Annotated in this window: 11 protein-coding genes; 4 read left to right on the forward strand and 7 right to left on the reverse strand. The window is 36.0% G+C overall.

The annotated features are described in order from the left end of the window. Window positions 1-281 precede the first annotated feature (281 nt). The 3 genes from DFQ03_RS10545 to DFQ03_RS10555 form a co-directional block, all read right to left on the reverse strand. The gene (locus DFQ03_RS10545; protein WP_133673151.1) at window positions 282-944 is read right to left on the reverse strand and encodes a hypothetical protein; all 663 of its coding nucleotides are present in this window, start codon (window positions 942-944) and stop codon (window positions 282-284) included. Between the two features lie 141 nt (window positions 945-1085). Next, a complete protein-coding gene (gene fsa / locus DFQ03_RS10550; protein ID WP_133673152.1) occupies window positions 1086-1739 on the reverse strand; it encodes a fructose-6-phosphate aldolase in 654 nt (217 codons plus the stop codon). Between the two features lie 56 nt (window positions 1740-1795). Then, on the reverse strand, window positions 1796-3826 hold the full coding sequence (locus tag DFQ03_RS10555) for a transketolase family protein (RefSeq protein WP_133673153.1): 2031 nt from the start codon (window positions 3824-3826) through the stop codon (window positions 1796-1798). Window positions 3827-4346: 520 nt separating this feature from the next. Here DFQ03_RS10555 and DFQ03_RS10560 point away from each other — a divergent pair. Together DFQ03_RS10560 and DFQ03_RS10565 are read left to right on the forward strand one after the other, a co-directional pair. Beyond that, a complete protein-coding gene (locus tag DFQ03_RS10560) occupies window positions 4347-4613 on the forward strand; it encodes a carboxylesterase family protein (protein WP_166637460.1) in 267 nt (88 codons plus the stop codon). Between the two features lie 101 nt (window positions 4614-4714). Next, window positions 4715-5185, forward strand: a complete 471-nt coding sequence (locus tag DFQ03_RS10565; protein WP_208295909.1) for an alpha/beta hydrolase family protein — start codon at window positions 4715-4717, stop codon at window positions 5183-5185. Between the two features lie 2 nt (window positions 5186-5187). Here DFQ03_RS10565 and DFQ03_RS10570 read toward each other — a convergent pair whose 3' ends face one another. The 4 genes from DFQ03_RS10570 to DFQ03_RS10585 form a co-directional block, all read right to left on the reverse strand. Beyond that, window positions 5188-5877 carry a VIT1/CCC1 transporter family protein gene (locus tag DFQ03_RS10570; protein ID WP_133673156.1) on the reverse strand — a complete coding sequence of 230 codons (690 nt, stop codon included), beginning with the start codon at window positions 5875-5877 and terminating at the stop codon, window positions 5188-5190. 29 nt (window positions 5878-5906) lie between these two features. After that, a complete protein-coding gene (rpiA, locus tag DFQ03_RS10575; protein ID WP_133673157.1) occupies window positions 5907-6584 on the reverse strand; it encodes a ribose-5-phosphate isomerase RpiA in 678 nt (225 codons plus the stop codon). A 131-nt stretch (window positions 6585-6715) separates the two neighbouring features. Beyond that, on the reverse strand, window positions 6716-7588 hold the full coding sequence (locus tag DFQ03_RS10580) for a universal stress protein (protein ID WP_133673158.1): 873 nt from the start codon (window positions 7586-7588) through the stop codon (window positions 6716-6718). A gap of 80 nt (window positions 7589-7668) precedes the next feature. After that, window positions 7669-8358 (reverse strand): Crp/Fnr family transcriptional regulator, encoded by a 690-nt coding sequence (locus DFQ03_RS10585; protein WP_133673159.1) that lies wholly within the window; start codon window positions 8356-8358, stop codon window positions 7669-7671. Between the two features lie 118 nt (window positions 8359-8476). On the opposite strand from DFQ03_RS10585, the gene DFQ03_RS10590 reads away from it, so the two are divergent. Both DFQ03_RS10590 and ccoS read left to right on the forward strand, forming a co-directional pair. Continuing rightward, the gene (locus DFQ03_RS10590) at window positions 8477-10873 is read left to right on the forward strand and encodes a heavy metal translocating P-type ATPase (RefSeq protein WP_133673160.1); all 2397 of its coding nucleotides are present in this window, start codon (window positions 8477-8479) and stop codon (window positions 10871-10873) included. A 294-nt stretch (window positions 10874-11167) separates the two neighbouring features. Then, window positions 11168-11377: a cbb3-type cytochrome oxidase assembly protein CcoS gene (ccoS, locus tag DFQ03_RS10595; protein WP_133673161.1), complete on the forward strand. Its 210-nt coding sequence runs from the start codon at window positions 11168-11170 to the stop codon at window positions 11375-11377. Window positions 11378-11379 lie beyond the last annotated feature (2 nt).

Here is an 11379-nt window from a genome sequence, read left to right on the forward strand (position 1 = left end):
CAAGGCATAGCATCTGAATTTTGGTTTCAAATGCAACTTAAAAAGTGTAAACGATGTTTCTATAACTCTGTAAAGGATGTTTGTATATCGTACCAAATTAGCTACAACGGTTGGGCTAAGCGTAGTGCGGAGGCAAGGAAACTTTTCGTTTCCGTCTGCACACTAAGCTAAAGCTTATTGTTTAGTTTTATTTTTTCTTGTCCAAAGCTAAATCCATAAGATTTAGCGACACAATAAATATACACAGACCTTTCGGTTTTGCCCTTAAGTCCGCATTACGTTTAGCCATTGTTAGCATACGTTTTTTTCTCCGCAATATGTTCAGCTATATCAGAAAGATGTCCAAAATTATAGTCCGCTATATTTTCAGGCGTTTTTATAACTTTAAGATAATCAATATCCATTGTAGTCGATTTTTCTCCAAGAATCGTGTCCAAAATTAGATAAGTTCCGTTAACGAAAATTTCTTCGTCAGATTCTTCGAAATCAGGATAGCAAACATTTAGTCCAACTGATTCGGGATTCGATTTAGAGTTTAATGGAATGAAAATTATTTTTTCTGGGTCAAATTTTTTATCTCTATAGTCCAAACTAAATCCAGTTCCCATTGCGGGTTTAAAAGCAATAACCTTCCAGTTTTTGAAATTTGGTGCTAGTTCTGTTAATTTCTCTACTGCTGGAAAATAATCTATATCACCTTCTGCGGAAATTATTAGTTCCACTTTTTCATCGTCCTTATGTCCTCCAATTTCGAAGTAAACATTTTCATTGAACTTATGTATTTCAGTCAGAAATTCGTCCAGTAAATTTTCTTTTTCCTCTCCGTCAATATCTGATAGAAACAAAAACCGATTTTGGCTTTTTTGAAACCAACTCCAGAACCTTTCCGCTTTTTCGTCCTCAGTTAAGTTCTTCTTTTTTTTGAAAATGTTTTTGATATTCAATATGGTTTTTTTAAATGTATGCTAACAATTGTATAAGGTAACAAGTTACTTTACATCTTTTATATCCCTACTAATATAACACAAAAAAAACCATCACTTTTCAGTGATGGTTTCTATATTAAATAGGCTAAATCTTACGACTTAGTTTCCTTTTTTGTAATCAGCTAAAAACTTCTCTAAACCGCTATCCGTTAATGGGTGCTTCAATAGTCCAACAATTGAACTTAAACCACCAGTCATAACATCAGCACCAATTTTAGCACAGTCGATAATATGCATTACGTGACGTACAGATGCTGCTAATATTTCTGTTTGGTAACCGTAGTTATCATAGATTAAACGAATATCAGCAATTAAGCCTAAACCATCTGTAGAGATATCATCTAAACGACCTATGAAAGGCGATACATATGTTGCACCCGCTTTAGCAGCCAATAATGCTTGACCAGAAGAAAATACCAACGTACAGTTTGTTCTATACCCTTTATCTGAGAAATATTTAATTGCTTTTACACCTTCTTTGATCATAGGCACTTTAATTACAATCTGTGGGCTTATTTTAACCAACTTCTCGCCTTCTGCGATCATACCTTCGTAATCTGTAGAAATAACCTCAGCACTAACATCACCGTCAACTACATCACATATTTTCTTGTAATGCGCCAAAATGTTGTCTGCACCAGTAATTCCTTCTTTTGCCATTAAAGACGGGTTAGTTGTAACACCATCTAAAATACCCATATCTTGAGCTTCTTTGATTTCGTCTAAATTCGCTGTATCTATAAAAAATTTCATCTTTTTCTAATTTTAAATTTATTATGAATGTCTTTTGGGCACCCCCTAAAGATCGTTTACTTTAAAAAATCTACTACTTGTTGGTATACTTGATCACCGGTGAATCCGAATTTTTCATCAAGTACCGTTGCTGGTGCCGAATAACCGAAATGCTCTAAACCGAACACTTTACCGTTTGGTCCTGCTAAGCCTTCTAAGTTTACTGGTAAACCTGCCGTAAGTCCGAAAACTGGTTTGTTTGGCGGAATCACTGCTTCTTGGTAAGCCTCTGACTGTTGTCTAAATATACCTTCTGATGGTATAGAAGCGATGTTCACTTTTAAACCTTCTTTTTCTTCTAATAATTTTGTTGCCGCTACCAATGTGGCAACTTCAGAACCATTAGCGATCAAGATTACATCTGGATCGGCTACTTCTTGTACCAAGTAACCACCTTTTTCTGCTCCTAATGCTTCTTCATAACGGTTACCGCTCTTCGCAGGAAGATCTTTTATCCCTTGACGAGATAAAATAAGTCCCGTAGGTGTTTTTTGGTTTTCCATTGCCATTTTCCAAGCTACATTTGTTTCTTGAGAATCTGCCGGACGCAATGCTACGAAACTTTGCTCGTGGCTATGGTTCTTTAATTTCTCTAACAAACGTATTTGAGCTTCTTGCTCAATTGGTTGGTGTGTTGGTCCGTCCTCACCTACTCTAAAGGCATCATGTGTCCAAACAAACTTTACGGGTAATTCTTGAATACAGCTTAAACGAATAGCTGGCTTCATATAATCTGAGAATACAAAGAATGTTGCCACTACTGCCATTACCCCGCCGTGTAGCGCAATACCGTTTGCCATAGTCGCCATTGTTAATTCTGCAACCCCAGCCTGTAAAAATGCCCCAGAAAAATCACCTTTCTTTAAAACGCTAGTTTTCTTTAAAAAACCGTCTGTTTTATCACTGTTAGATAAATCTGCAGACGATACGATCATATTCTCTACATTCTGCGCCAAATACGCTAAAACGTTAGATGAAGCTGCACGTGTTGCCTGACCTTCTTTCTGTGCTATAGAACTAAAGTCTAGGTTTGGCAGTTTACCTTCTAAGAAACCGTCTAATTTTGCAGACAGCTCAGCATTTTCTGAACGCCATGCATCAATCTCTCTTTTCTTAGCTTGTGCTTCGTCTTTCTTTTTATTGATAATACCTTCGTAGTACTCTTCTACTTTTGAATAAATGTCAAAAGGGTTAGCTACATCGGCACCTAAGTTCAATAAAGTCTTTTCATAATCTGCACCTGTATCGCCAATTGGCTTACCGTGTAGTTCTGTATACCCTTCGTACGGAGTACCATCTGCAGTTACACAACCTTTACCCATAATCGTTTCACCGATTATTAAAGTTGGCTTTTCTGTTTCTGCATTGGCATCTGTTAATGCTTTTCTAATTTGATCATGATCATGACCATCAATAGTAACGACTTTCCATCCCCATGCTTCATATTTCTTAGCAGTATCTTCTGAAGTTACCTCATCTGTTTTAGATGATAATTGAACATCGTTAGAATCGTAGAACATGATAAAATTGCTCAAACCTAAGTGACCTGCAATTCTACCTGCACCTTGTGAAATTTCTTCTTGAACACCACCATCAGAAATAAAACCATAAATTTTATGGTTCATCCAATCTCCAAAACGTGCCTTCAAAAAGTTGGCCGCAACTGCAGCACCAACACCCATTGTATGACCTTGACCTAATGGTCCAGATGTATTTTCAATTCCTCTAGCAACATCTACCTCTGGGTGGCCCGGAGTTACCGATCCCCATTGTCTAAAATTAGAAACATCATCTTTAGAGTAATTACCCAATAGGTAATACTGAGCGTACATTAAAGTAGATAAGTGCCCAGCATCCATGAAAAAACGATCACGAAACGGCCACTTCATATCAGAAGGATCGTAATTGAAAAATTCAGAATATAAAATGTGCATGTAGTCTGCTCCTCCCATTGGCCCACCTGGGTGTCCAGAGTTTGCCTTTTCTACCATCGCTACAGCTAGTGCCCTTATATTGTCGGCTGCTAATTGATCTAGTTCGTTGTTCATTATATTATTAGATTATTTTTCAGGTTCGTGTTTATTTTAATATCTACTAAAATCTCCACAAAGATACTTTATATAAGGCGCTAATTAAAATATTTCGACCAACATAATTCTATAGAATTCAAGTCATAAGCCCTCATTCTCCACTAGTTTCGCATTTATATTGTTGCGAAAGGGTTTTCGAAAACTTTCCATGAAACATTTTTTGACTCAATACAGCTTTAATTACTAGAAGTTAGTTACTTACAACCTACATTTGCACGCGCTGTTCAATTTACCGACAAATCGATTTTAATATGTTGATTAGTAAAACCATTGTTTCAGCAGTACTATAACCTATGATATGTAACGTTTTAGTGTTATTCTGTTTACTTCGAATGTACCTCTAAAGACTACAATTTCGCATATGACCTCAAGAACAACTTTGTATATTTTCAAGTACTTCATCATATTGCTTTGTTTCATTTCTATTGTAAGCCCCGTGTTAGCTCAAAGTTCAAACTCCAAATCGGATGCCGTGCAAATGAAAACCTATAATTACGCCGATACGCTACAACTCGATTTATATAGTATTCCGTCCAATGACATGGTACTAAAACCAACAGTCGTGTTAATGCATGGTGGTGGATTTACAGCGGGACAACGTAATGGTGGTGATGAAAAAGGACTAAGCACATACCTGGCAACCAAAGGGTTTAATGTGGCCTCTATAAATTATAGGCTTTCAAGAAAGGGAATAGGCTTTCTAGAAAGGGGAAATCTTTTGGCTGCGATTGCCCAACTTCTATAAAAATCGATACTTACGTTGAAGCGGTTGCAGATCTTTCCAAGGCTATTAATTACTTAACGAAAGATTCATTGCCCTTTAAAGCTGATCCTAAAAAAATATTTTTGATCGGTAGTAGTGCCGGTGCCGAGACTGTTTTGAACTTTCAATTTATGCGATACGATTATCGTTTTAAAAGACTGCCCTACCCTAATGCTCACGTTGCCGGAGTAGTAAGTCTGTCTGGTGCTGTGTTAGATGAAAATTATATTGATGCTACAAATAAAACTCCGTTATTATTTTTTCATGGAACTAAAGATTCTGTTGTTCCCTATGATACGAATCCGCATAGATTTTGTAGTTCTAAGGATGTTGGCTATTTACAAATTAACGGACCCAAAGCTATTGCCGAACGCCTTTCTAAAATCGATGGCTATTATAAAGTTTTTTACAATGCCGAAGGTGAACACGAATGGGCGTCTCTCGGATTTAAATTTCCTGATTTGATACATCAATTTTTAACGGACGTTTTACATGGTGATGCTACTATGAAAGAATTTGAATCGATTACATCTCCCATAGATAGTAAGCAATAGCACTACGCTACATTTACCCCGAACAAATGACCTATCAATGCAGTGATCACCATAGCTACGGTTCCCCAAAAGCTAATTCTTAAAACGGCTAACCAAATATTAGAACCACCTGCTTTGGCTGCAACGGCTCCCAAAACAGCCAAAAACACCACGGCAAAAGCATATTGTACATACTCCATTTGCTCCAAGGGCCCAAAATAAGCGACCAGTACAGGTAGTAATCCGCCGAAAACAAAAGCTCCGCCAGACGATAATGCCGCTAATAAAGGGTTGGCTTGTGTAATATCATTAATGCCCAACTCATCCCTAGCATGTGCACCCAAGGCATCATGGGCGGTTAATTGCTTAGCTACCTGCAATGCCAAATTAGGATCTAAGCCTCGATCTTCATAAATTTGAGCTAGTTCTTTCAGCTCTTCCTCTGGCATTTCTTCTAGCTCTTTCATTTCTCGAGCTAGATCTGCTTTTTCTAAATCTTCTTGCGAACTTACAGATACATATTCACCTGCCGCCATAGACAAGGCACCTGCTACCAAACCGGCAACACCTGCTAAAATTACAGGCTCTCTAGTTGTGCTTGCTGCAGCGACACCAATGACCAAACTAGCTGTAGACAGAATACCATCATTAGCGCCAAGTACTGCCGCTCTTAACCAATTACTTCGCGTACCATAATGTTTTTCGTTTTGCATAATTTTGATGGTTTTACTGCAGATAATTACTATCGCTTCTTTACTATAGCCTTCTCCCCATTACCAATAATAACCAAATTGGTTGTGGTCAAAAACAGTCCGGTCTCTACAATGCCGGGTATTGTTTTTAATTGTTGCTCCAAATCGGTCAGTTTTATATCCGTATCCCAAATATCAATATCAACAATATCGTTATTCTCATCGGTCTTATAATCCGCATCATCTTTCTTTCGTTGTACCGGACTCAGCCCCATACCTCTCAATTCTTCAATGATCAATTGCGTAGCAAACGGAATTGTTTCTATTGGCAACTTAAACTTACCCAGTTTAGCAACACTCTTAGAAGAATCTGCAATTATAATATTCAAAACAGAATTATGGGCAACGATTTTTTCACGCAGTAATGCCCCACCCCCGCCTTTGATCAATTGAAAATCTTCATCTACCTCATCGGCACCATCAATAGTAACATCCAATCTTTTTGCTTCAGCCAAGGTGATTACATTAATACCTAATTTGGTTGCGAGTTTCTCAGTTTCATTAGAAGTAGCCACGGCTTTAATATCCATTCCGTTTTGTACCATTTCACCAATTGCTTCTATCATAAAAAATGCTGTAGAACCTGTTCCTAGTCCAACTGTCATTCCTGACTTAACATATTTTACCGCTTCTAATGCTGCTACTTTTTTCTCGTTTACCGCGTTCACTTTTTTTGGTTGTATTATGGTTATTTGGCACTAAAGATATTTAGAATTAATCGATAGCATTACCCTAAGTATAAAGTAATATTCAAAATTTTGTGATAAATCCTTTTTAAAATACCCTAACAAGAAAGGTTTTAACTGCTGATACTGATGTTTTCCTCACTTAATTGTAAAGATAAAAGTGGCACATGACAACAAAATGTAGACCTGCCTACAATATAATCATGACATAAGTTTCTTAAATAACTATTTGTATTATTAGACATAACAAGTAGTTGGCAATTAGCTTGATCAATGTAGCTTTTTAAAGTGGATGTTAAAGAACCTTCAGTATCTAATTTGTAGAAATCATGATAAATAGACCCCATCTTTTCTGCTATAATCTCATGATTTATCTGATGTAATTCTTTCAGCTGAGGCGTAGCATTTTGTATGCATGCAATTTGTACCGTGCTATTAAAGTACCGTGCCAAGTTTACCACAGGGTTTAATTCATTGCCCTTTAATAAATGATTGTATTCTGATATTACCGAAATGGAATGTAAATTTTCAAAAGCCGCCCATGGCGGTATTACCATTACAGGACATGTATAGACATGGTTTAATATTCTTACCGTATTTCTACCTAAGAAAATAGATTCATTATCTGCACCTCCACTGGCACTCATGATAATAAAATCAATGTGCTTAACTTCTACCACCTCTTTAACTTCATCAATTAACATTGAAAAGCTAGAGATAGATGTATACCTATGTAGCGGATTTTTATACTCCTTTTTTATACGATTTATCGTTTTTCTCAACCCTTTTTCTGAAGCCGTCTGAGCTGAGCAGCCCCTGATGGTATCTGGCACATTACCCGCCATTAAGCGATTACTGTGTATTTCTGGTATGTAGGCATTTAAAAAGTATAATATACATTCAGAATCTGCAAACAATAGCAAGGCATACTGTATAGCATTCCATGCAGCGGGTGAAAAATCTGTCGGTATTAGTATATTTTTCATAGATGAGACTCATCATTTGATGATAAATTTAGTATCGCTTCAGAACTGAAACAATGACATTTGTCAGAACCAGAAATTATTTAAAATCCGTCTGCTAGTTCTTGTAACGTTTCTTCTTCAACTATACCTATTTTTTTGCCTTCGGTTTTAATAAGTCCTTTTTTCTTAAACTCAGAAATCATGCGAATTAGAGACTCGGTAGCGGCACCTACAATATTTGCATAATCATCTCTACTAAGTGTTAATGATAAAAACCCTTCCTCATCATCTCCATAGTTTTTCTTTAAATAAACAAATGCCTCAGCTAAACGCTGTTTCACTGTTTTTTGAGACATGTTTACAATAACATCATCTGCCTCTTTTAAATCATGCGCCATATGGCGTAATACCTCCAAAGAAAAGTAAGGATTTGAATTTAAGGTATTTGTAATGATTTCTTTAGGTATAAAACAAACTTCCATATCATTTATGGCCGTAGCACTTAAATTGGTAAAATCTTCAGCAATGACAGAGCGTTGCCCCATAATCTCACCTCTATTGGTCAATTTTACAATCTGCTCTTTACCGTTGCTACTTAATTTAGATAATTTAGAAACACCTTCTCGTACACAAAACACACCATCAAGCTTCTGCCCCTCTATAAATAAAGCTTCTCCCCTTTTTATCTTTTTTGAGATTTTAGAGTCGGATACTTTTTTTAATTCGTCTTTATTTAACGCACGGAGTGAATTAAACTGTCGTATTATACAATTCTCACATCTATTTTCCATGGTTTTGAAATTTTATATGATGCAAAACTAAACAAGCCGATAATTGTAATAACTGATATATATCATATATTAAAAAGTGTTTCATTCTAAACTTTGCATACTATATTAGTTTATAAATATGCAGACAAAAAAATGTTTTCATTGCGGAGATTCATGTGAAAGGCAGCTTATAACATTTGACGAAAAGTCATTCTGTTGTACTGGTTGCAAGACCGTTTACGAAATTTTTTCTTCAAACGATCTGTCTCATTACTATGAGTTACAAGCAGCAGCTGGTTCTACACCTAAAGCTATTGAAGGGAAATATGATTTTCTAGATAATGAAGAAATCATATCTAAACTAACCGAATTCAATGATGGCAACATACAAATCATAAATCTATACATACCAACTATTCACTGTAGTTCATGTATTTGGATTTTAGAGAATTTGAACAAGCTGAATAAGAATGTTACGAATTCTCAAGTTGATTTTCCTAAGAAAACCATTAGGGTTACTTTTAAAATTGAGGATTTCAGCTTAAAAAACTTAGTCTTGCTTTTGGCAAAAATTGGATATGAACCTTATATTTCACTAGAAGATTTTGAGGGAAAAAAGAAAGTTTCTGACCGAAGCCTTATTTATAAACTTGGGGTTGGCGGCTTTGCTTTTGGCAATGTGATGTTTTTATCTTTTCCTGAATATTTTGACTTAAATTCAAGTGCCGCTTCTGGTGGTGAATATTGGCTGAACAAATACCAAGACTTATTTAGATGGATGATGTTCATCTTCTCTTTACCTGTTGTCTTCTATGCAGGGTGGGATTATTTCGTATCTGCATTTAAAGGACTGCGAGCTAAGCTTTTAAATATTGATGTGCCCATTGCGCTTGGTATACTCGTACTATTTCTAAGAAGTACTTATGATATTGCCTTTAATTTAGGTAGCGGATTTTTTGATTCCCTCACCGGTCTCGTATTCTTTCTACTACTGGGCAAATTCTTTCAACAAAAAACCTATGGCTTTTTATCGTTTGAGCGCGATTACAAATCATACTTTCCTATAGCAATTACGAGATTGAGCCTAAAGGGAAAAGAGGAAACCGTGCCTGTTCAAGAAATTGAAAAGGGAGATAGAATTTTGATTAGAAACGAAGAGATGATTCCCGTTGACGGTACATTGGTGTACGGTAATGCACAAATAGATTATAGTTTTGTATCAGGTGAATCTGAACCTGTCGCAAAAGATATTGGAGAACAAGTATTTGCCGGCGGAAAACAACTGAATGGTGTTATTGAAATGATCGCCTTAAAATCGGTCTCTCAAAGTTACTTGACCCAATTATGGGGCAATGCTGTATTTAAGACAGATAAGGTTACTGCTTTTCAAAACCTTACCGATAGCATTGGTAAACGTTTTACTATTGCCGTACTTTCAATTGCATTTATTGCTACCGCTTTTTGGCTTTACTATGACCCGTCTAAAGCAATGAACGTATTTACAGCTATTCTGATCATCGCCTGTCCTTGTGCCATAGCTTTAGCTTCACCATTTACCTTAGGGAATATGCTGCGCATTTTCGGCAAAAAGAAATTTTATATTAAAGACACACAAACTATTGAGCGTTTGGCTAAAATTGATACCGCCATTTTCGATAAAACCGGTACTATCACTACAACACAAAAAAGTACGGCGCATTATGAAGGTATGCCATTGACTTCTGAAGAAGAGTCTATCTTAAAAAATACTATTAGAGCTTCTAACCACCCTTTAAGCAGATCTTTATATGATCTACTTAAAGAGCAGAATATCATCACCTTAGACGAGTACGAAGAGCATATAGGAAAAGGCTTGGAAAGCTCTAAAGATGATATAAATATGAAAATTGGTTCTGCCAATTTTGTAGGTAAGACCAAGAAAGATAATCTATTGGATACTTCTATTTATATAAGCTCCAACAACGCTTATAAAGGCAGATACGTTTTTCAAAATCAATATCGTGACGGACTCTCAACAGTGTTTCAAAACATGTCGGAGACGCTTAATCTGGCGATACTTTCTGGTGATAATGAAGGGGAAAAAGAACGATTAGAGGCATTACTGCCAAAATTGACTCCGCTGTACTTCAATCAAAAACCCGAAACGAAACTGGAGTTCATAAAATCGTTGCAAGATCAAGGTAAAAAAGTATTGATGGTAGGCGACGGATTAAACGATGCAGGTGCACTTGCTCAAAGTAACGTAGGTATTGCCATTTCCGAAAACATCAATGTCTTCTCCCCAGCTTGCGATGCCATCTTAGATGCCTCTAAATTTAAGCAACTCTACAGCTATATCTTAGCATCTAAAAAAGCCATGCGTATTATTAAAATGAGTTTTATATTATCATTACTTTATAATTGTGTAGGACTCTATTTTGCTATTTCTGGTCAGTTAGAACCGGTGATAGCAGCAATTCTAATGCCCTTAAGCTCTATAAGCATCGTTATTTTCACTACTGTAATGACAAACCTCATTGGTAGAAAGCTATCTTAAAACTCGACAATAAAAATAATTTTTAAACAGAACATTCGCTTTTTATCGACTTGAATGTTCTGGAAATGATGAAGTTGCTCAGCTATACTTCTTGCACTCTTTTTTACAAAGAATCTATTAGAAATATTGTTCAAAACTCTCCCTAAAGCTAATAAAATAAATACATCACCATTGCCATATCAATTCATTAAATGTCAAAATTTTTACCTTTTTTAAGAAAATTTTTAAAGTATGACAATTGTCATTTTCTAAGGTTTGCAACCCACTTATTTTTACACCATAATTCAGGTAGGTATGAGTGTTATTTATATTTTATTGGCGATAAGCCTTGTGGTGGCAATTATCTTTTTTGTCGCCTTTATTGTATCTGTCAAACAAGGACAATACGATGATTCTTACACTCCTTCCGTTCGAATGCTTTTTGAAGATGAATTGGTCAAGCCTAAAAAAACCAGCACCAAAGAGTTTAAACAAGAGAAAATCCAACTAAATAAACAAGTATAATT

It is taken from the genome of Maribacter caenipelagi, from assembly GCF_004364175.1.
In the GTDB taxonomy this organism is placed as follows: domain Bacteria; phylum Bacteroidota; class Bacteroidia; order Flavobacteriales; family Flavobacteriaceae; genus Maribacter; species Maribacter caenipelagi.

What these genes read in the sequence shown, in the direction of transcription:
- ccoS (WP_133673161.1), top strand. Translation starts at nt 11,168, where the DNA reads ATGAGTGTTATTTATATTTTATTGGCGATAAGCCTTGTGGTGGCAATT.
- DFQ03_RS10580 (WP_133673158.1), bottom strand. Translation starts at nt 7,588, where the DNA reads ATGAAAAATATACTAATACCGACAGATTTTTCACCCGCTGCATGGAAT.
- DFQ03_RS10570 (WP_133673156.1), bottom strand. Translation starts at nt 5,877, where the DNA reads ATGCAAAACGAAAAACATTATGGTACGCGAAGTAATTGGTTAAGAGCG.
- fsa (WP_133673152.1), bottom strand. Translation starts at nt 1,739, where the DNA reads ATGAAATTTTTTATAGATACAGCGAATTTAGACGAAATCAAAGAAGCT.
- DFQ03_RS10590 (WP_133673160.1), top strand. Translation starts at nt 8,477, where the DNA reads ATGCAGACAAAAAAATGTTTTCATTGCGGAGATTCATGTGAAAGGCAG.
- DFQ03_RS10585 (WP_133673159.1), bottom strand. Translation starts at nt 8,358, where the DNA reads ATGGAAAATAGATGTGAGAATTGTATAATACGACAGTTTAATTCACTC.
- DFQ03_RS10560 (WP_166637460.1), top strand. Translation starts at nt 4,347, where the DNA reads ATGAAAACCTATAATTACGCCGATACGCTACAACTCGATTTATATAGT.
- DFQ03_RS10555 (WP_133673153.1), bottom strand. Translation starts at nt 3,826, where the DNA reads ATGAACAACGAACTAGATCAATTAGCAGCCGACAATATAAGGGCACTA.